17 protein-coding genes are annotated in these 18,334 nt (G+C 74.9%); 5 read left to right on the top strand and 12 right to left on the bottom strand.

What is annotated here, in order from left to right; all coding sequences use genetic code 11:
- Positions 1 to 50: 50 nt before the first annotated feature.
- Positions 51 to 863: a dimethylargininase gene (gene ddaH / locus AB0R04_RS13835; RefSeq protein ID WP_363370824.1), complete on the top strand. Its 813-nt coding sequence runs from the start codon at positions 51 to 53 to the stop codon at positions 861 to 863.
- A 162-nt stretch (positions 864 to 1,025) separates the two neighbouring features.
- Positions 1,026 to 1,262, top strand: coding sequence for a hypothetical protein (locus tag AB0R04_RS13830; protein WP_063350324.1), 237 nt, complete (start codon positions 1,026 to 1,028; stop codon positions 1,260 to 1,262).
- A gap of 100 nt (positions 1,263 to 1,362) precedes the next feature.
- Here the strand turns inward: AB0R04_RS13830 and AB0R04_RS13825 are convergent, their stop codons facing one another.
- Positions 1,363 to 4,542, bottom strand: a complete 3,180-nt coding sequence (locus tag AB0R04_RS13825; RefSeq protein WP_363370821.1) for a BTAD domain-containing putative transcriptional regulator — start codon at positions 4,540 to 4,542, stop codon at positions 1,363 to 1,365.
- 259 nt (positions 4,543 to 4,801) lie between these two features.
- Here AB0R04_RS13825 and AB0R04_RS13820 point away from each other — a divergent pair, with 259 nt between their 5' ends.
- The gene (locus AB0R04_RS13820) at positions 4,802 to 5,875 is read left to right on the top strand and encodes a hypothetical protein (RefSeq protein ID WP_363370819.1); all 1,074 of its coding nucleotides are present in this window, start codon (positions 4,802 to 4,804) and stop codon (positions 5,873 to 5,875) included.
- Between the two features lie 41 nt (positions 5,876 to 5,916).
- Here AB0R04_RS13820 and AB0R04_RS13815 read toward each other — a convergent pair whose 3' ends face one another.
- The 5 genes from AB0R04_RS13815 to AB0R04_RS13795 form a co-directional block, all read right to left on the bottom strand.
- The gene (locus AB0R04_RS13815; protein ID WP_363370816.1) at positions 5,917 to 6,912 is read right to left on the bottom strand and encodes a 2-hydroxyacid dehydrogenase; all 996 of its coding nucleotides are present in this window, start codon (positions 6,910 to 6,912) and stop codon (positions 5,917 to 5,919) included.
- Positions 6,913 to 7,036: 124 nt separating this feature from the next.
- Positions 7,037 to 8,062: a 6-phosphofructokinase gene (locus tag AB0R04_RS13810; protein WP_063350327.1), complete on the bottom strand. Its 1,026-nt coding sequence runs from the start codon at positions 8,060 to 8,062 to the stop codon at positions 7,037 to 7,039.
- Positions 8,063 to 8,416: 354 nt separating this feature from the next.
- Entirely contained in the window at positions 8,417 to 9,145 is a 729-nt protein-coding gene (locus tag AB0R04_RS13805; RefSeq protein WP_063350328.1) for a glutamine amidotransferase, read from the bottom strand.
- Positions 9,146 to 9,191: 46 nt separating this feature from the next.
- Positions 9,192 to 10,454, bottom strand: coding sequence for a MurT ligase domain-containing protein (locus AB0R04_RS13800; protein WP_063350329.1), 1,263 nt, complete (start codon positions 10,452 to 10,454; stop codon positions 9,192 to 9,194).
- Positions 10,455 to 10,716: 262 nt separating this feature from the next.
- Positions 10,717 to 11,421 carry a GNAT family N-acetyltransferase gene (locus tag AB0R04_RS13795; RefSeq protein ID WP_363370812.1) on the bottom strand — a complete coding sequence of 235 codons (705 nt, stop codon included), beginning with the start codon at positions 11,419 to 11,421 and terminating at the stop codon, positions 10,717 to 10,719.
- 301 nt (positions 11,422 to 11,722) lie between these two features.
- Here AB0R04_RS13795 and AB0R04_RS13790 point away from each other — a divergent pair, with 301 nt between their 5' ends.
- Complete coding sequence (locus tag AB0R04_RS13790) at positions 11,723 to 11,965, top strand: hypothetical protein (RefSeq protein ID WP_363370810.1); 243 nt, start codon at positions 11,723 to 11,725, stop codon at positions 11,963 to 11,965.
- 149 nt (positions 11,966 to 12,114) lie between these two features.
- Here AB0R04_RS13790 and AB0R04_RS13785 read toward each other — a convergent pair whose 3' ends face one another.
- From AB0R04_RS13785 to AB0R04_RS13765, 5 genes are all read right to left on the bottom strand, one after another.
- On the bottom strand, positions 12,115 to 13,332 hold the full coding sequence (locus AB0R04_RS13785; protein WP_363370808.1) for a HAMP domain-containing sensor histidine kinase: 1,218 nt from the start codon (positions 13,330 to 13,332) through the stop codon (positions 12,115 to 12,117).
- Positions 13,329 to 14,099 (bottom strand): two-component system response regulator CseB, encoded by a 771-nt coding sequence (gene cseB / locus AB0R04_RS13780; protein WP_363370805.1) that lies wholly within the window; start codon positions 14,097 to 14,099, stop codon positions 13,329 to 13,331. Before cseB ends, AB0R04_RS13785 begins: the two co-directional genes overlap by 4 nt.
- The gene (locus AB0R04_RS13775; protein WP_363370802.1) at positions 14,096 to 14,992 is read right to left on the bottom strand and encodes a hypothetical protein; all 897 of its coding nucleotides are present in this window, start codon (positions 14,990 to 14,992) and stop codon (positions 14,096 to 14,098) included. Before AB0R04_RS13775 ends, cseB begins: the two co-directional genes overlap by 4 nt.
- 175 nt (positions 14,993 to 15,167) lie before the next feature.
- Positions 15,168 to 15,986, bottom strand: a complete 819-nt coding sequence (locus AB0R04_RS13770) for a class F sortase (protein WP_363370799.1) — start codon at positions 15,984 to 15,986, stop codon at positions 15,168 to 15,170.
- A 79-nt stretch (positions 15,987 to 16,065) separates the two neighbouring features.
- Entirely contained in the window at positions 16,066 to 16,542 is a 477-nt protein-coding gene (locus tag AB0R04_RS13765; RefSeq protein WP_363370797.1) for a hypothetical protein, read from the bottom strand.
- A 409-nt stretch (positions 16,543 to 16,951) separates the two neighbouring features.
- Between AB0R04_RS13765 and AB0R04_RS13760 the strand changes: the two genes are divergently transcribed.
- On the top strand, positions 16,952 to 17,692 hold the full coding sequence (locus tag AB0R04_RS13760; protein ID WP_063350336.1) for a DUF2306 domain-containing protein: 741 nt from the start codon (positions 16,952 to 16,954) through the stop codon (positions 17,690 to 17,692).
- Between the two features lie 88 nt (positions 17,693 to 17,780).
- Here AB0R04_RS13760 and AB0R04_RS13755 read toward each other — a convergent pair whose 3' ends face one another.
- Entirely contained in the window at positions 17,781 to 18,302 is a 522-nt protein-coding gene (locus AB0R04_RS13755) for a hypothetical protein (RefSeq protein ID WP_363370794.1), read from the bottom strand.
- Between the last annotated feature and the right edge of the window lie 32 nt (positions 18,303 to 18,334).

Below are 18,334 nucleotides of genomic sequence, written 5' to 3'. Positions count from 1 at the left end.
CCCCGCACACCCCGCCCCGCCCGCCCGATCCCTCACCCCGGAGCCCTCCGATGACCCGCACCGCCCGCCCGCGCCATTACCTGATGTGCCGTCCGACCCACTTCGAGGTCACCTACGCGATCAACCCGTGGATGGACCCGGCGAAGCCGGTCGACACTGGGCTCGCCGTGGCGCAGTGGGAGCGGCTGTACGCGCTCTACCAGGAGCTCGGTCACCGGGTCGACCTGATCGACCCGATCCCGGGCCTGCCCGACATGGTCTACGCGGCCAACGGCGCCACCGTGGTGGACGGCAAGGTGCTCGGTGCCCGCTTCCGCAACGCCGAGCGGGCCGCCGAGGGCCCCGCCTACCTGGAGTGGTTCCGCGCCCGGGGCTTCGAGACGCGCGATCCGGAGCACGTCAACGAGGGCGAGGGGGACCTGCTGCTGACCGCGGGCTCCGTGCTGGCCGGGCGGGGCTTCCGCAGCGTGGCCGACGGGCACGCGGAGGCCCAGGAGTTCTTCGGGCGCCCGGTGATCGGCCTGGAGCTGATCGACCCGCGCTACTACCACCTGGACACCGCGCTGGCCGTGCTGGACGGCGACGAGATCATGTACAACCCCGAGGCCTTCTCCGCCGGCAGCCGTGCCGTCCTGCGCCGGCTGTTCCCCGACGCCCTGTTGGTGGACGGCGCCGACGCGGCGGTGTTCGGCCTCAACGCCGTGAGCGACGGCCTGCACGTGGTGCTGCCGGAGGCGGCCGTCGGCCTGGCCGCGCGGCTTCGGGAGCGGGGATTCCGGCCGATCGGGATGGACCTCAGCGAGCTGCTCAAGGGCGGTGGCAGCGTGAAGTGCTGCACCCTGGAGATCCGCGCGGCGGCCTGAACGGCAGCCTCGATGGGTGGCCTGAGTGGGTGGCCTGAGTGGGCGGCAGTGATCACCGGTGCTCGGTTGTAGATCCGCCGTTGAACGCCCCCGGCCAGACTGGTGCCACACCACGACGGAAGCCCTTCCCCACCAGGGAAGCGAGCCAAGGGAGCACCAGAGATGACGCAGCGTCCGGCCACCGCCCCCATCCGCCTCCGCCTGTTCACGGTCGGTCTCGGGGTGGCCGTCGCCCTGGGTGCCGGTCTCTCCGCCACGGCCGCCGTGGCGGAGACGGCCGGCACCGGGACGGCGACGGTGGTGAGCGGCGGCGCGACGCCGACGCCCACCCCCGCCCAGCCCAGCCCCACCGGCACCGTCCACGGCAGCACCGGCGACTGGAACAGCACCGGCTCCTGACTACACCGGTTCCAGACCGCACTGGCTCCTGGCCTTACTGGCTCCTGACCGCACCGGAACAGCGGCAGGATCGATTCTTCAGTAGCTGGTCATCAGCTCGTCAGCGGCCCGGCCCGCAGCTCGTCACCGGAGCGCCCGCCGCCCCCCGGCCACCGCCCCGACGCCCATCCGAGACGGACGGAGCCGCCGGCGTCGACGGAGCCGAAGCAGCCGTAGCAGCCGTAGCGGCCGAAGGGTTCGAACCCTCCCCCCGGGGCAGCAGCCCCGCCACCTCCTCCGCCTCCGGCAGCCCCAGCCGGACGAAGATCCGGTGCGCCTCCCGCAGCCGGCCCCACGCCGCGGCCTCCCGCCCGAGGTCCGCCAGCGTCCGGCCCAGCACCACCAGCGCGTGGCCCTGGTCCCGCTCGGCCCCCAGTTCCTCGCACAGCGTCAGCGCCTGCCCGGCGTGCTCCAGCGCCTCGTCCGTCCGGCCCAGCGAGCGCAGACTGTCCGCCATCCGGTAGCGGGCGTGCGCGGCCCGGGCCCGCAGCCCGGCCGCCGAGGCCACCGCCAGGCACTCGCCGAACCAGGTGACGGCCTCCTCGTGCTGCCCCAGCCCGTGCAGCGCCAGCCCCAGTACGTACAGCGTGTACGCCCGGCCGGGATCGTCGTGCCGGGTCCGCAGCTCGGCGAGCGCCTCGTGGCAGATCGGTACGGCCTCGGCGGCCCGCCCGCTGCGCACCCGGGCCAGCGCGGCGTTCACCGTCGTCACCAGCGCCCCGGAGCGGTGGCCGAGTTCGCGGGCCAGCAGCAGCGCCTCGTCGTAGTGCCCGACGGCCTCGTCGTAGCGGCTGAGGAACTGGCAGACCAGGCCGAGGTCGTTCAGCGCCTGGCGCAGGATCACCGTGTCGCCTGCCGAGCGGGAGGCGGCCACCGCCAGCCGGGAGGCCGCCTCGGCCTCCTCCAGGCGGGTGGCGGCCAGGGCGACGTTGCCGCGGAGGAAGTGCGCCCGACCAGCTGCCCGGTGGTCGGTGTGGTGGTCCGCGGCGGTGGCCAGGGCCTCTGCCGTACTGGCGAGCTGGCGGCTGGGCGGGGCGAGGACGAACGGCGTGAGCGCGATCAGCAGGTCGATCGCGGCGCGCAACGCATCCGGTGCCGCGCCGCCGTCGGCCGGGGCCGGCGCGGTGTCGTCCGCGACGGTCCAGCACGCCACCTGGGCGGCGAGCGCAATCGCCCCGGAACCCTCCGCCTCGGCCCAGGCCCGGGCGCCGTCCGGGCCGCCGAGGTCCACACCCGCACTGCGGGCCGGCCCGAGCGCACCGGCGGCCGGATCTCCCGGGACGGCGTGCTGGAAGGCCGCGCACGCGGTGGCCAGCAGGTGGTCCAGCAGCCGGTCACGGGCCTCCACGGCCGCTCCCGGGTGGTCCGGGCGCCGCCGGGCGAAGGCGCGCAGCAGGTCGTGGTAGCGGTAGCGGCCGGGGAACGGCGACTCCATCATCGCCACGTCCACCAGGGACTCCAGCAGGTCCTCGGCGTCGTACTCGTCCAGGTCCAGCAGGGCGGCCGCGGCGGGCAGCCCGATGTCGGGGCCGTCCACCGAGGCGGCCAGCCGGAACGCCCGGGCCTGGGCGGGCGTCAACTGGCGGTAGCTCAGTTCGAAGGCGGCCTCCACCGCCAGGTCGCCGATGCGCAGCTCGTCGATCCGCCGCCGTTCGACCGCCAGCCGGCGGCCCAGCGTCTGGACCGTCCAGCTCGGCCGGGCGGCCAGCCGGGCCGCCACGATCCGTACCGCGAGCGGCAGGTGGCCGCAGACCAGCAGCAGCTCCCGGGCGGCCTCCGGCTCGGCGGCCAGCCGCTCGGCGCCGATCGTGCGGCCCAGCAGTTCGAGTGCCTCCGCCGGCTCGAACACGCCGAGGTCGGCCTGGACGGACGAGGGCAGGCCCGAGAGGCGGGTACGGCTGGTGGTGAGCACGGCGCAGCCGACCGCGCCCGGCAGCAGGGGCCTGATCTGCGCGGTGTCGTGGACGTTGTCGAGCACCAGCAGCAGCCGCCGGCCGTCGACCACCGAGCGGAACAGCGCCGAGCGGGCGTCCAGCCCCTCGGGCACCCCGTCGGCCGGCACGCCGAGCGCCACCAGGAAGCTGCTGAGCACCGCCTCCGGGTCGGCCGGGGTGGTGTCGGCGCCCCGCAGGTCGACGTAGAGCTGCCCGTCGGGGTAGGCGTCGCGGGCCCGGTGGGCGACGTGCAGGGCCAGCGCGGTCTTGCCGACCCCTCCCATGCCGACCACGGTCGCGATCACCAGCGCCTGCTGGCCCGGGGCGCCGAGGGCCTCGCCCAGCCGCTCGACCTGGACGGTGCGGCCGGTGAAGTCCGCCGCGTCGGGCGGCAGCTGGGCCGGTCTGGGCGCCGTCGTGGTGGTGCCGGCGGGCGCGGCGGGCGCACCCGCCGCCGTGGGGCCGTCCGGCGGATCCTGCGCCTCGGGCCCGGGCCCGGCCGGCTTCGCCGGGTTGGGGAGCAGCGCCGCGGCCGGCGCCGGGGCGGCGAGCGACAGGTCGCCCTCCAGGATCCGCCGGTGCAGCTGGTCCAGCTCCGCCCCGGGCTCCACCCCCAGCTCGTCCAGGAACAACTGGCGCACGCCCCGGTACACCGCCAGCGCGTCCGCCTGCCGCCCGGCCTGGTACAGCGCGCGCATCAGCAGCCCGTACGCCCGCTCGTGCAGCGGGTGCTCGGTGGTCAGCGCGGTCAGCTCCGGGATGCACCGGGAGAAGCGGCCCAGCGTCAGATCCAGGGCGATCCGCTCCTCCAGCAGGGTCAGCCGGAGCTCCTGCAACCGTTGTCGCTGCCGCTGTGCGAACGGGCCGGGGATGCCGGCCAGCGGCTCGCCCTGCCACAGCTCCAGCGCCTGGTTCAGCAGGTCACGCGCCTGCTGCGGCTGTCCGGCGGCCGCCGTGCGCTCGGCCTGCGCCGCCAGCTCCTCGCCCTGCGCCGCGTCCACGGAGTGCTTGGGCAGCACCAGCCGGTAGCCGTCCCCGACCGAGGTCAGCACGGTCGGCGCGTCCGGCTCGTCGCCGTGCAGGATCTTGCGCCACCGCCAGGCGTACGTCCGCACCGTCGTCACCGCGGTGCTCGGCGGCTCCTCACCCCACAGGGCGTCGATCAGGTCCGTGGCGCTCGCGCCGTGCCCCGGCCGGAGCAGCAGCACCGCCAGCATCGCCTGTTGTTGGGGACTGCCGACCTTCAGCACGGTCGTGCCGCGCTGCGCTCTCATCAACCCCAGCACCGAGAACCGGAAATCACTCATTCGTGCACCTGCCCGCTTCATGTGCCCGCCCCCGCCCACGCACGCGTCCGCCCCCCGATTGATGAGTCCCTATCAACCCACGCCAGCCGGTGGGCTGTCGAGAGATCGTCGACCCCGTAGTGATCCGGTGTTGATCGCCCACCGTCACAATCACTGGTGTGGCCCCCCAGCCGTCGGCCCGGTACGACCCGCCGGGCCCGCCACACCCCCCGGGTGCCGCCGCCCGGGCGACCACCACGTTTCTCGGAGGCCGACGCCAGTGAACACCGACCTGCTCTACCGGTTGCTCGACGTCGACCCGGTCGCCGGACCGGTCGAACTGCTCCACCGCGCCCGCGGCGCCCGCGACCTCCCCTACCTGGTGCTCGCCGCGCTCGTCCGGGAGGACGTCCGGATGGGCGAGCACGCCCGCGCCGAACTGCAGCGCGCCCGCGACCGGGCCGACTGTTACGCCCGGCTCGCCCGCGACCTCGCCGACGCCACCGGGGTGCGCCCGATCCGCGACCTCCCGCTGGCCGGCTACTACCCGTCCGACCTGCCCCGGCCGCTGGGCGAGCTCACCCTCGTCAGCCCCACCGAGGCCGCGCTCTGGCAGGCCGTCAGCCGGCTGGTCACCGAGCACCCGGTGGAGTCCGTGGAGGTCACCCTGCTCGGCGAGCGCCCCCGGCACACCTCCGTCACCCTGCGCTGGCCGGCCGAGGACCCGCTGCTCGACCCGTGGTACCAGGTCCGGCTCGGAACCGCCGCGCTCACCGGCGACCTCGCCACCGTCCCGGTCCGGCCCTACCTGGCCGCCGACGACCACGTCGAATGCCTGATCGCCCTCGCGGAGGAGGGGCTCGGCCGCGCCTTCCGGGCGGGTGACGTGATCGACGTGGCCCGCCTGGGCCGGAAGTCCTTCGAACCCGTCGAGACCGCCGCCGTGGTCGCCGCCTACCGGCTCGCCCCGGAGGCCGTCGCGCTCCTCGACCTCGCCGCCGAACACGTACCGCTGGGCTCCCTGGGCGGCGTGCGCACCGTCCTGGAATCCGAGGTCGCCCCCGAACTCCACCGCCGCGAAGCCCTCACCCGCCCGCTCCGCCCGCGGCACGGCACCCTGCTGCGCCGCACCGTCATCCGGCACCAGTGGGACGAGGCCCGCCTCCTCCCGGCCGGACCCGCCACCCTGCTGCTCACCCCGGTCGCCGACTTCCTCCTCGCCCCGGAGGGCGTCCGCCCGACGGCCCCCGCCCGCGCCGCCGCCCTCACGGCCCTACGGGCCTGGGACACCACCGCCCCCGCCACCCCGGACGGCACCCCCCGCGCCCGCCTCCCGGAGTCGAAACACGGCTGAACACGACCGCCCCCCGGGCGCCCGCCCCCTCCGACGACGGGTCAGCTCCTCGGGACGAGGGTGTTCTCGTTGGTGCGGCCGGCGGTGTAGTCGTCGATGTTGCGGGTGGTGGCGTCGATGATCTGGGTGACGGCGGTGTGGGTGAAGTAGGCCTGGTGGCTGGTGACGAGGACTTGGGGGAAGGTGACGAGGCGGGCGAGGACGTCGTCGGTGATGCCTTCGATGGAGCGGTCGGTGAAGAAGACGCCGGTTTCCTCTTCGTAGACGTCGAGGCCGACGCCGGAGAGGCGGCCGGCGCGCAGGGTTTCGACGAGGGCGGCGCTGTCGATGAGGCCGCCGCGGCTGGAGTTGACGAGGATGGCGTCGTCCTTCATCCGGGCGAGGGCGGCGGCGTCGATGAGGTGGTGGGTGGCGGGGAGCAGGGGGACGTGGAGGCTGATCAGGTCGGCGCGGGTGAGGAGTTCGGGTAGTTCGGTGTAGGTCATGCCGAGGTCGAGGCAGGCGGGGTTGGGGGCGATGTCCCAGCCGAGGAGGTGGGTGCCGAAGCCGGCCGCGATGCGGGTGAAGCACTCGCCGATCTTGCCGGTGCCGATGACGCCGATGGTCATGCCGTGGATGTCGCGGCCGAGGAGGCCGTCGAGGCGGAAGTCGAACTCGCGGGTGCGGGTGGCGGCGCGGGTGAGGCGGCGGTTGACGGCCAGGGCCAGCGTCCAGGCGTGTTCGGCGACGGCGTAGGGGCTGTAGTAGGAGACCCGGGCGACGGTGAGGCCGAGGTCGGCGGCGGCGTCGAGGTCGATGTTGTTGAAGCCGGTGGAGCGTTGGGCGATCAGCTTGGTGCCGCCGGCGGCGAGGGCGGCCAGGGTATCGGCGTCGAGGACGGCGTTGACGCTGCTGCTGACGGCGGGGTAGCCGGCGGCGAGCGGGGCGGTGTCGCGGTTGAGGAACATGCTCAGGCAGCGCAGCCCGTGCCGGCCGGCGAAGGCCTGTTCCAGCAGCGGCCGTTCGTCGGCCTGTACCCCGTACGCGAGGATCTCCATCGGTTGCCCTTCCGCGAGTGGTCCGCTCCACCGGCCACGCTAGCGGGGCCGTCGCGGGGGCGCCCGTCGGACGCACGAGGGCCCGGACCGGTGGCGGTCCGGGCCCTCGACGGGGCGGGGGAGGTCAGATGACCGTCTCCGCCTCCAGGTAGCGCTCCTGCGGGACGGTCTTCAGCTCGGCGACCGCCTCGGCGATCGGCACCAGGTTGATGTTGGTGCCCTGCAGTGCGGTGATGTGCCCGAACGCGCCCTTGTGGACGGCCTCGACGGCGTGCCAGCCGAAGCGGGTGGCGAGCACCCGGTCGTACGCGGTCGGGGTGCCGCCGCGCTGGGTGTGGCCGAGGATCACCGGGCGGGCCTCCTTGCCGAGGCGGTGTTCCAGTTCGCGGGAGAGCTGGGTGGCGATGCCGGTGAACCGCTCGTGGCCGTAGATGTCCTTGGTGCCCTCTTCCCAGTGCATGGTGCCGGGTTCGGGCTTGGCGCCTTCGGCGCAGACCACGATGGCGAACTTCTTCTGCCGGTCGAAGCGTTCGCGGACGACGGCGGTCAGCTTGTCGATGTGGAACGGGCGCTCCGGGACGACGATGGCGTGCGCGCCGGCGGCCATGCCCGCGTTGAGCGCGATCCAGCCGGTGTGGCGGCCCATGACCTCGACGACCATGACCCGCTGGTGGGATTCGGCGGTGGTCTTCAGCCGGTCCAGCGCCTCGGTGGCGACCGAGACGGCGGTGTCGAAGCCGAAGGTGACGTCGGTGGAGGCGATGTCGTTGTCGATGGTCTTCGGGACCCCGACCACCGGCAGTCCGGCGTCGCTCATCAGCTTGGCGGCCTTGAGGGTGCCCTCGCCGCCGATCGGGATCACCGCGTCGATGCCGAGGTCCGCGCACAGTCGCTTGGCGCGCTCGACGCCGTCGCGTAGGTGGCTGGGCTGGACCCGGGACGAGCCGAGGATCGTGCCGCCCTGGGCCAGGATGCCGCTCACCGAGTCGAGGGTGAGCGGCCGGTGGACGCCCTCCAGGAGACCGCGCCAGCCGTCCTGGAAACCGATGATCTCGTCGCCGTGGTCGACCACCCCCCGGTGGACCACGGAACGGATCACCGCGTTCAGGCCGGGGCAGTCACCGCCGCTGGTCAGCACTCCGATACGCATTAGCTTTGCAACTCCCGAGCAGAACCGAGGAACGGCCGGACTACAGGCTGGGACGACGAGCCGTCACCGTAGCGGGGCGCTCCCACGCCGGAGTGGCGGGGAGGTGGCCGCGGGGTGAAGGACCGGCCGATCCGGACAGAACGCCCGAAAACGGCCGCGAAGTCGAGCATACGGCCCCTGGTCCGGCCGGGCAGGAGCCGACGCGGGAGCGGCGCCGTCGGCGCCCCCGCGCGGAAGTGCAGCCTGCTGCCGAGGAGGGTGTGCAGTAGGCAGCCCCATTGTGGTACGTCCGGGGCCGCCCCTGAACCGGGTGACCGCATCGCGGGCACCCGGGCTTCGGGGCGGGCGGACGTACTACGCGGGGCGCGTCGTGGCGGCGATGCGCTCGGCGCGCAGCGCGTCGTACCAGGTGGTGTCGGCCGGCGGCAGGGCGTTGACGTCCAGCGCCAGCTTGATCAGCATGTCGGCCACGGCGGGGTTGCGGGCCAGCACCGGGCCGTGCAGGTAGGTGCCGAACACGGTGTCCCGCCAGGCGCCCTCGGTGCCGTCGCCGGTGCCGTTGCCCCGGCCGGCGACCACGGTGGCCAGCGGCTGGACGCCCTGGCCGAGGTGGGTGACGCCCTGGTGGTTCTCGAAGCCGGTCAGCTGCGGCAGGCCGAGGCGCGGGTCGACGTCGGCGAGGACGTCGCCGACGCAGCGGGCGCCGTCTCCGCGGGTGGTCCAGACGTCGAGCAGGCCGAGGCCCGGCTCGCGCTCGCCGAGGTCGTTGACGAACTCGTGGCCCATGATCTGGAAGCCCGCGCAGACGCCGAAGATGATCGCGCCGTTCTCGGAGGCCCGGATCAGGCCGCTGTCGTTGCGCAGCCGCTCGGCGGCGAGCCGCTGCGGACGGTCCTCGCCGCCGCCGATCAGGTAGATGTCGCCGCTGGTGGGGACGGACTGGTCGGAGCGGACGTCGATCCGGGTCACGTTGAGATGGCGCTGGCGGGCCCGGCGCTCCACGACCAGGGCGTTGCCGCGGTCGCCGTAGGTGCTGAGCAGGTCCGGGTAGACCCAGACCACGCGCAGGCTGCTCTCACTCATCCTCGAAGGCCTTCCGTCACGATCAGATGGGGCTGCAGGCGCGGCATCAGCCGGCCACGACCTTCCGCAGCTGCTGGAAGGCGGTGTAGTTGGCGATGGCCTCGATCCGGCCGGGCGGGGCCATCCGGACGGCCTGCTCCAGCGTGTCCACCACGTGGAACTGCAGTCCGGCGACCTCCAGGCGGACGGCCAGGTCCAGCTTGCGCTGCCCCATCACGAACACCGGGTGCCCGGCGAGGCGCTCGTAGTCGACGTCCCACAGCCAGGAGGTGTCCGTGCCGTCGGCGTCGAGCGCGTTGACGGAGAGGATCACCGGCGCGGGCGGGCCGTCGATCAGCGAGAAGGTCTCCAGCCAGCCGGCCGGGTTCTTGGCCAGCAGCAGCCGGATGTCCCGGCCCTGGTACTGGACCACGTCGTAGCGGCCGGCGACGGCCGAGACCGAGCGCATCCGCTCCAGCGCGACCTGCGGGGAGACGCCGAACACGGCGGCGACGGCGGCCGAGCTGGTGGCGTTGGCCAGGTTGGCCCGGCCGGGCAGCTGGAGCTGGATCGGCCAGGCGCCGCGCTGCGGGTCGATCACGTGGGTGCCCTGGAGCGCCCAGTGCGGGTTGGGGCGCCGGAAGCCGCACTCCTGGCAGAACCAGTCGTCGCCGGGGCGCTGCATCACACCGCCGCAGGCGGGGCAGGACCAGGCGTCCTCCTTCCAGGCCTGCCCGGCGGCCACCCAGACCACCTTCTTGCAGGAGGAGGCGGCCCAGGTCACCAGCGGGTCGTCGGCGTTGGCGATGACCACGGCCTCGGTGTCCTGAAGGCCCTCGCGCCACTTCTCGGCCATCATCCGGGTCTCGGCGGCGCGGTCGAGCTGGTCGCGGGAGAGGTTGAGCAGGGCGATCGCCTTGGGGCGGGTGTCGCGGGCGACGCCCGCCAGGTACTTCTCGTCGACCTCGATCACGCCGAAGCGGGCGTCCGAGCCGCCGGCCAGGGCGGAGGTGATGCCGGCCGGCATGTTGGCGCCCAGGGCGTTGGAGACCACCGGGCCGGCGGCGCGCAGCGCCTCGGCGATCAGGCGGGTCGTGGTGGTCTTGCCGTTGGTGGCGCTGACCAGGACGACGTCGAGGTGGTCGGCGAGGGTGGCGAGCAGGTCGGGGTCGAGCCTCAGGGCGACCTTGCCGCCGATCACCGAGCCGCTTCCGCGTCCGGCCTTGCGGGACACGGCGGCAGCGACCCGACCGGCCGTGACCGCGATCTTGGCGCGGGCCGGCAGCGAGGCGTCGCGTGCGCCTGTGGGCTCCGATTCGGTGCCTGCCATGCTCAGTGGTTCCTCCTTGCTGCGGCACCACCCGGGTCCGGATTAACGGGCCGTCGGGCGGCGGGGACGGGGCCAGCCTACCGACTCCGCCGCCCGGCTCGACGATCCGGACCCCAGGCAGCCTGCTGCGACGCGGCCGGAGGCGCCGCCTCGGGCGCCCTGACGGATCGTCGGGGAAGACGGTGTACGGAGGGGGCCTTCGTCGCTTGGGACGCTCTCCGGGCTCGCGGGGTTCCCGGGTGAGGATGTGGTGAAGAAAAGATCAGCGGCCCGGACGGACGCAGGAGGCCGGCTCGTCCGCGGCCAGCGTGGCGGTGATCACCAGGGTGCCGTCCTCGGCCCGGAAGTCCAGCGGGGCGGCCAGCCGGCGCATCGCGGTGATCAGCCCGGTGTTGGAGGCGTGGGTCACCGCGTACACCGTCGTCACACCGGCCGCCCGGGCCGCCGCCGAGAGCTGCCGCAGCAGGGCCGGACCGAGTCCGCGCCGCTGCCAGGCGTCCTCGACCAGCACCGCCAGCTCCGCCTCGTCGTCGTCCCACATCAGGTGCCCGAGGGCGACGATCCGCCCGTCGGCGGCCGTCGCGGCGAGGCTGTGGCCGTGCCGGGCGTCCAGCAGGTGGTCCAGGTAGCGGCCGGCGTCGCGGACCGGCCCGTGGTAGCGCAGCCGCAGCGAGGCGGGGGAGCAGCGGAGGTGCATCGCCAGGGCCGCGGCCCGGTCGGCCGGTCCGGCGGGGCGCAGCGTCAGCGCCGTCCCGTCCGCCAGCGTCAGGCGGGACGGCGCCTCCCGGTCCGGCTCCGTCACGGCTCGCGGCCGGTCGACCGGGGGGTGCGGACGGGCGGGCCGCAACGGGCCCCCGGCGAGCGCGGGCAGCCGGGCGGCCTGGCCCTCGGGCGCCGCGCACCTGCGGTCGGACCTGCGGAAAGGCCGGTGCCAGAGCCGTTCGGGGCGAGTGCGTGATGCCGTCATGCCGCCGACGCTACCGACGCCGCGCTTCCGGCCGGTTACGTGATCGTGAACGCAGGAATGACCTGGGCGGTTCCGGAGCGTGACGAGCGTGGCCATGTTCCGGGGGCTCGACGGGGCTCGATCGGCCCCGACCGGGCTCGGACACCAGGGTGGCCGACGGGCCTGGGGTGATCGCCCGGCCCCGAACGGATCATTGACCTGAACACGCTCACGGATGGCGCAGAATCCGGGAACGGACGAGCCCCTTCGGATAGGGATGGCTCGGCTTTCCGCCGATCCCACCTCCCCCGAAGGGGCCCACATGTCCTTCCCGTCGTCCCTCCTGAAGAAGTCCGTCCTCGTGCAGCGGTCCGTACTGGGCGTGGCGTGCTGCGCACTGCTGCTGGCCGCGCCGATCGCCCTCGCCCAGCCGGCGGCCGCCGCCGACGGGCCCAAGACCCCGCAGGAGGCCGCCGCCTGCAAGTCCGTCGTCTCCACGCTGCTCGGCGGCTTCGGGTCGATGCTCGCGAACTCGGCGTGCGTCGTCCAGCCGAGCGACAGCTGAGCGACAACTGAGCGACAACTGAGCGGCGGCCGAGTGGCGGCCGAGTGACGGCCGGGCGACCCGGCGGGCCGGGGCCACCCGAGGGACCGCCTCAGGCCCCGGCCACCGCTGCCACCTGGGCGGCCATATCTCACGGCTGCGCCGAGCGGTCAGGGGTGGGACGGGTCGTCGGGGAGGGTGAGGGTGGCGAGGGCGCCACCCTCGGGGTGGTTGGTGAAGGCGAGGTCGGCGCCGATGACCCGGGCGTGGCCGGTGGCGATGGTGAGGCCGAGGCCGTGGCCGCGTCCGCGTTCGGGGGCGTTGGTGCGGAAGCGCTGGGGGCCGCGGGCGAGGAGGTCGTCGGGGTAGCCGGGGCCGTGGTCGCGGACGGTGATCCGGTGGCCGTCGACGTGCAGCCGGATCGGCGCGGTGCCGTGCCGGTGGGCGTTGAGCAGCAGGTTGCCGAGGATGCGGTCGAGGCGGCGCAGGTCGGTGCGGACCTGACGGTCGGCGGCCGCGTCCACGTCCACGTCGACCTCCAGGCCGGTGAGCGTGACGGTGCGACGCACCGCCCGCTCCAGCGGGACGGGGGCGAAGTCCGGGATCTCGGCGTCGGCGTCGAGGCGGGAGACCTCCAGCAGGTCCTCGACCAGCGAGCGCAGGGCTTGCACCCGGTTCTGGACGAGTTGGGTGGGGCGGCCGGGCGGGAGCAGTTCGGCCGCGGTGACCAGGCCGGTGAGCGGGGTGCGCAGTTCGTGGGCGACGTCCGCCGTGAAGCGCTGCTCGTCCTCCAGCCGCTGGTGCAGGGTGCGGGACATCAGGTCGACGGCGGCGGCGAGGTCGGCGACCTCGTCCTTCCCGTCGACGAGCTCGCCGATCCGGGTGTCCGTCCGGCCGGCGGCGATGCCCCGGGCGGCCGTCGCCGCGGTGCGCAGTCGGCGGCTGATCCGGTCGGCGACCAGTACGCCGGCCAGGACCGTGGTGAAGACCGCGGCGACGACGGTGATCAGGATGATCCGGTCGAGGTCGGCGATCGCCTGCCGGTCCTGGGTGAAGTCCACCCGGACGGAGAGCACCCCGGTCTGGACCGGTCGGGCCGCCCACATCGACTCGCCCTGCGGACCGCCGGCGAGCAGCGAGCCCTCGTGGCCGTCGGCCGCGAGCGTCCGCAGCCCCTGGGGCAGCGCAGGGTCGTCCAGGGCGAACCGGTCGGTGACCTCGCCGCGCTTGTAGGTGTCCACGGCCGAGCCGAGCGCGGCGAGCGCGGCGGCGCGGGCCTGGTCCACGTGCTGACGGATCATCGCCTGGTGGACCAGCAGGCCGACGGCCACCGCCACCAGGACGGCGATGGCGGCGACGGCGGTGGCGATCTGACGGCGCAGGGTCATGCCGGACGCCGCAGCTTGTAGCCGAACCCGCGGACGGTCTCGATCCGGCCGGAGCCGATCTTGGCGCGCAGCCGCTGCACGTGGACGTCCACCACCCGGGTGTCGGCGCCCCAGTCGTAGTCCCAGACGCGTTCCAGCAGGGTGGAGCGCTCCAGCACGATGCCGGGCGCGGCGGTGAACTCCAGCAGCAGCCGCAGCTCGGTGGGGGTGAGCGGGACGAGGTGGCCGTCGACGCGCACCTCCATGCTGTCGGTGTCCACCTGCATGCCGTCGAAGCTGCGCAGCGCGGGGGAGGGGGCGTCCGCGAGGACGGCGGCAGGCGCGGCGACGGGAGCGGCGGGGTCCACCGGCTCCTCGGGCAGCGCGGGTTCGGCCGGGACCACCCGCACCCGGCGCAGCACGGTGCGGATCCGGGCGACCAGCACGGCGCTCTCGAAGGGCTTGACGACGTAGTCGTCCGCCCCGGCCTCCAGACCGGACACCACGTCGACCGGGTCGGTGCGTGCCGACATCATCAGGATCGGCAGCTGGCTCTCCTCCCGGATCCGGCGGCAGAGGCCGACCCCGTCGAGGAGCGGCAGCATGACGTCCAGCAGCAGGAGGTCGGGGCGCACGGCATGGAAGGCCTCCAGGCCCTCCAGGCCGTCGGCGGCCGTGGTGACCGGGAAGCCGTAGCGCTCCAGGGCCATCCGGGTGGCCTCCCGGATCACCTCGTCGTCCTCGACGAGCAGGATGTGCGGGTGGGCGGGCGCGGCTGCGGGGTTCATGGCTTCGCTTCCGAGGGAGCCGAGGGCGGGCGGATGGGGACCGGGACGGCCGTCTTCGGGGAGGAGACGCCCGCGCCGGCGCCGGCTTCGGGCAGGGCGGGCTGCGGCTGGGCGGACGGGCGGCCGCTGCGCTGGGCGACGGCGGGGCCGGCGGAGGGCGTGCTGGTGGGCGTCTGTGCGCCGCCGTTCGTGGCTCCGCCGGCCGGGCCGGCGATCGGGCCGGAGATCGGGCCGGTGTCCTCGACCTTCCGCTCCAGCAGGCCGAGCCGGACGCCGTCCCACTGGTAGTGGCTGCTGGTCCGGACGAACGCGCCGGTCGGCTCGTAGAGCCACAGGTCGGACCCGACGGTCGCGGCGCTGAACCCCTTCAGCACCTCGACCTGGAGGATGGGCAGCAGCCGGTCGTCGGCCAGCAGGTAGACGTGCAGGACCACGGGCCCGGGGGTGGCGACGGAGACGACCAGTTCGTCCCGCCCGTCGCCGGTGAGGTCACGGAACTCGGGGCTGCGGACGTCGCAGGCGGGGCAGGAGTCCAGGGCGCGCCGCTCCTCCGGGCCCACCGTGGAGTCCTTGGCGAGGACGGTACGGACGTCGACCGTCCTGATGTCGTGCCCGGGGACGGTCACGTCCGGGACGGGTTGCGGCGCGGCCTGGGTGGCGGCCCCGGCGCCGGTGGCGGGAGGGCGCGGCGGCGGGGAGGCCGCCAGGTCGGGCCAGAGCGGCTGGGCCACCAGCGGTGGCGCCACCGGCTGGGTGGCGCCGTGGTCCTGGAGCCCGCCGGGGGTGGCGCGGCCGAGGGCCAGGGCCGCGAGCGTCACGAGGACGGCCAGGGCGGCGAGGGCCGCCACCGGCACGGCGACGGGCCGGCGGCGGGGTGGGGATGCTGCTGCCACGGTCGGTGCTCGTCCTCCTGGTCTGCGGCGATGCGCCGGTTCGTCCCCGCACCGGCCTCGGTGGTAGGTCGCGTGGACGGCGGTCGGTGGTTCCCGTCCCGCCGTCCCGGCCGCCGCGCCGGTTCGACAGTCGAAACGACCCGACGGCCGGGACGACCGGGACGGCGCGGCGGCTTCAGCCGGTCGCGCCGCCCGGACCGGCCAGGTCCGCCAGGACGATGATGTTGTCCGTCCAGTGCCCGTCCGAGCCGATCCGCCCGCCGCAGGTGATGAGCCTGAGAGCGGGTTCGGGAGTGTCACCGTAGACCGTTTCGGTCGGGAAGCGGTCCTTGGCGGCCTGGAGCAGCGAGCGGACCTTGAAGTCCACGGTGCTGCCGTCCGCGCGCCGCACCTGGATCAGGTCGCCCGGCCGCAGCTTCGGCACGCCGTGGAAGACCGCCGGGCCGTGCGCGGTGTCGTAGTGCCCGATGAGGACGGCGGGGCCGGCCTCCCCGGGCGTCGGCCCGTTGCGGTACCAGCCGACCTCGTCGGCCCGGTCGGCGGCCGGCACTTCGACCGTCCCGTCGGGATTCAGCCCGAGGCCGGTCACCGGGGCGTCCACCCCGGCGGCCGGCACCAGCAGCCGGGTCGGCGCCGAAGCGGCGAAGGGCTTCGGCGCGCCGGCCGGGCTCCCGGCGGTCCCGGCCGTCCCCGTGGTCCCCGCGGTTCCGGGGCCTCCCGAGGGCGCGGCCGCCGGGTTGTCGGTACTGCCGTGCACCGAGGGCTCGACCCGCACCACCGGGGTGTGCTGGCCGGACAACGCCACGGTGGTGCCCAGCACCAGGCAGGCCAGGCCCGCCGCACCGAACGCCGTCCGGCGCAGTGTGCCCGGGCCGGGGGAGGCCTTGCGGCGCCGCCGGTTGCGGCCGCCGCGCGGGAGGCCGTGGCGGGCCGGCCCGTCGGCGCCGGGCGTCCTGTCGGGCTGCCCGCCGCCCGCCGGGGCCCCGGTACCCACCGGGCCCCCGGCGCCGCCTCCCCACCCGGTCAAGGGCGGGGGAACGGCGCCGGGGTGCCCGGCGGACTCGGGGCCGGTGTCAGCCGCGCGCACCGGAGCGGCGGCGCAGCATCGCGAAGCCCAGCGCACCGGCGCCGACGGCCGCGACGGCGCCGCCACCGGCCAGCATCAGGCCGTTGCTGTCGGTCTCGCCGGATCCGTCGCCGGCCTGGGCCGCGCCCTTGGGCACCTCACGGACCTGGGCCTTGCCGTCACTGGAGACCCCGGCGCCACCGGCGGCCGGCTGCGCGGAGGGCCCGGTACCGGCGGAGGGCTTCGCCGTGGGGGTGGCACCCGCGACCGAGGGGGCACCCGGGGCGGCCGGGGCGGGCTGGGCCGGGCTGGGCGTCGCGGTGGGGGTGGCCGACACGCCGGCACCCGCAGCAGGCGCGGCGGACGGGGTCCCGTCGGCGAAGGCCTGTCCGCCGGTGACGACGGTCAGCAGTGCGCCCCCGGTCAGGGCGCAGACGGCCAGCACGCGGCGGGCGGGGGAGCGGTGGGTACGGCTCCTGCTCATACGGTGTTCTCCTTCGTCATGGACGCCTCCCGGCCGGGGCGGCCGGTGCGTCGTCCATGACGGTAGGAGGCCCGTGTCGCGGTCCCCGGCCGGTCGTGTCACGGCCGCCCATCGGCTGCGTAACGAACCCCGGGGCCCGTTGCGGCCGGGGTGGCGGCGGCGGTGCCCGTGCGGTGGGAGGCCGTCCGGTTGACGCCCCGTCGGGTCGTGGGGGTAACCCCCCTCCCGGCCCGGGGGACCGCTCCATGGCCCGGGGTCGCGGGCCCGGACACACTGGCAGCGGTTCGAACAGCGTGGTGGTAGGCCCCCGTTCCGGGGTGGTGGGCGCCGTGAGCAGAGCGCCGGCCGACCGCGCGACGCCGCACCGCGCACGTGATGCCGTCCCACCTCCAGCCGATCGAGGTCACCGATGACCAGTACCGCCGCCCACGCCGCGACCGCCCCCGCCCCCGACCCGACGAGCAGGAGGGGAGGGCGCTTCCGCTGGACCGTCGTCCTGCTGACCTCGCTCGCGATCGTCGGGTACGCCGTGGGGACGTACGCCCAGGCCGACCTGCCCATCGCCGCGTCGAAGGGCGGCCTGCCCGCCACCTACGCCGAGCGCCCGATGGCCGTCCAAGTCACCTTCTACGTCCACATCGTGACGGCCGCGCTCGCGCTGCTGGTCGGCCCGTTCCAGTTCTCCACCGCGCTGCGCCGGCGGTCCCCCGCCGTCCACCGCTGGACGGGCCGTATCTACGTCTTCGGGGTCGCGGTGGGATCCCTGGCCGCGTTCGTCATGGCGTTCTTCAACTCGGTCGCCTTCAACGGCTTCTTCGGCTTCGGCGGCCTCGCCCTGCTCTGGGCCTGGACCACCTGGCGCGGCTACCGCGCCGTCCGTGACCGCGACCTGCCGAGCCACCGCGCCTGGATGATCCGCAGCTTCGCCCTCACCTACGCCGCCGTCACCCTCCGGTCCTGGCTCGGCGTCCTCATCCTCCTCCAGACGCTCACCGCCCAGGGGCACGTCGACGGCCAGCGCTTCTTCGACAACGCCTACGCCGCCGTCCCGTTCCTCTGCTGGCTGCCCAACCTGATAGTCGCCGAATTCCTCATCCGCCGCCGGGGCCTGCCCGCCTACCGTCTCACTCCGGCCGGCCCGCAGTCCTGAGCCGGAAGCGGCGGGAAGGCTCGTGGGAGGGTCGTCAAACCCCCTCCTGTGTAGCGGTGTTGGGGAACCCGCTGCGGCCCCGCCGCAGTCAGCCGATGCGGGTGGGGGTGTCGAGGAGGGGGTGGCCGGTGGTGGTGAGGAGGGTGGTGAGGTCGGTGGGGGTGAGGGTGTGGGGCGCGCGGAGGTAGAGCTCGTCGACGGTGGTGCCGGGGAGGGGGTGGGGCTGGCGGGAGAGGATGGCGACGTGCTGGTCGGCCAGGGCGGTGTGGACGCGGGCCAGGCCGTCGGGGGTGCTGCGGGCGGCGGTGCGGACGCGCCACAGGGTGGTCGGGGGCGCGGGGGAGTGGGGGTGGTGGCGCTGGGACCACCAGGTGTGGAAGAGGGCGGTGGCGAGGAGGGCGAGGGCGGCGGCGGCGAGGACCACCGGGCCGTCGGGGCCGCGGACGACGATCTTGGCGACCAGGTCGGCCGCGGTGACCGAGACGAAGACGGCGGCGAGTTCGACGCTGTCGCGGCGCCAGCGGTGGGTGCCGGCGCCGCGTCGTCGGGCCCGGGGGCGGGTGGGCGTCGGCTGCATGGCCGTGTGCTCCGTGTGCTCCGTCTGCTCCATGACAGCACCCTGCCCGACGGGTGTTTCCTGCC

This window comes from Kitasatospora sp. NPDC056731 (genome assembly GCF_040687675.1).
In the GTDB taxonomy this organism is placed as follows: Bacteria; Actinomycetota; Actinomycetes; order Streptomycetales; family Streptomycetaceae; genus Kitasatospora.
This window is presented reverse-complemented; position numbering and strand designations above follow the sequence as displayed.

What these genes read in the sequence shown, in the direction of transcription:
- ddaH (WP_363370824.1), top strand. Translation starts at nt 51, where the DNA reads ATGACCCGCACCGCCCGCCCGCGCCATTACCTGATGTGCCGTCCGACC.
- AB0R04_RS13830 (WP_063350324.1), top strand. Translation starts at nt 1,026, where the DNA reads ATGACGCAGCGTCCGGCCACCGCCCCCATCCGCCTCCGCCTGTTCACG.
- AB0R04_RS13825 (WP_363370821.1), bottom strand. Translation starts at nt 4,542, where the DNA reads ATGAGTGATTTCCGGTTCTCGGTGCTGGGGTTGATGAGAGCGCAGCGC.
- AB0R04_RS13815 (WP_363370816.1), bottom strand. Translation starts at nt 6,912, where the DNA reads ATGGAGATCCTCGCGTACGGGGTACAGGCCGACGAACGGCCGCTGCTG.
- AB0R04_RS13810 (WP_063350327.1), bottom strand. Translation starts at nt 8,062, where the DNA reads ATGCGTATCGGAGTGCTGACCAGCGGCGGTGACTGCCCCGGCCTGAAC.
- AB0R04_RS13805 (WP_063350328.1), bottom strand. Translation starts at nt 9,145, where the DNA reads ATGAGTGAGAGCAGCCTGCGCGTGGTCTGGGTCTACCCGGACCTGCTC.
- AB0R04_RS13800 (WP_063350329.1), bottom strand. Translation starts at nt 10,454, where the DNA reads ATGGCAGGCACCGAATCGGAGCCCACAGGCGCACGCGACGCCTCGCTG.
- AB0R04_RS13795 (WP_363370812.1), bottom strand. Translation starts at nt 11,421, where the DNA reads ATGACGGCATCACGCACTCGCCCCGAACGGCTCTGGCACCGGCCTTTC.
- AB0R04_RS13790 (WP_363370810.1), top strand. Translation starts at nt 11,723, where the DNA reads ATGTCCTTCCCGTCGTCCCTCCTGAAGAAGTCCGTCCTCGTGCAGCGG.
- AB0R04_RS13785 (WP_363370808.1), bottom strand. Translation starts at nt 13,332, where the DNA reads ATGACCCTGCGCCGTCAGATCGCCACCGCCGTCGCCGCCATCGCCGTC.
- cseB (WP_363370805.1), bottom strand. Translation starts at nt 14,099, where the DNA reads ATGAACCCCGCAGCCGCGCCCGCCCACCCGCACATCCTGCTCGTCGAG.
- AB0R04_RS13765 (WP_363370797.1), bottom strand. Translation starts at nt 16,542, where the DNA reads ATGAGCAGGAGCCGTACCCACCGCTCCCCCGCCCGCCGCGTGCTGGCC.
- AB0R04_RS13760 (WP_063350336.1), top strand. Translation starts at nt 16,952, where the DNA reads ATGACCAGTACCGCCGCCCACGCCGCGACCGCCCCCGCCCCCGACCCG.
- AB0R04_RS13755 (WP_363370794.1), bottom strand. Translation starts at nt 18,302, where the DNA reads ATGGAGCAGACGGAGCACACGGAGCACACGGCCATGCAGCCGACGCCC.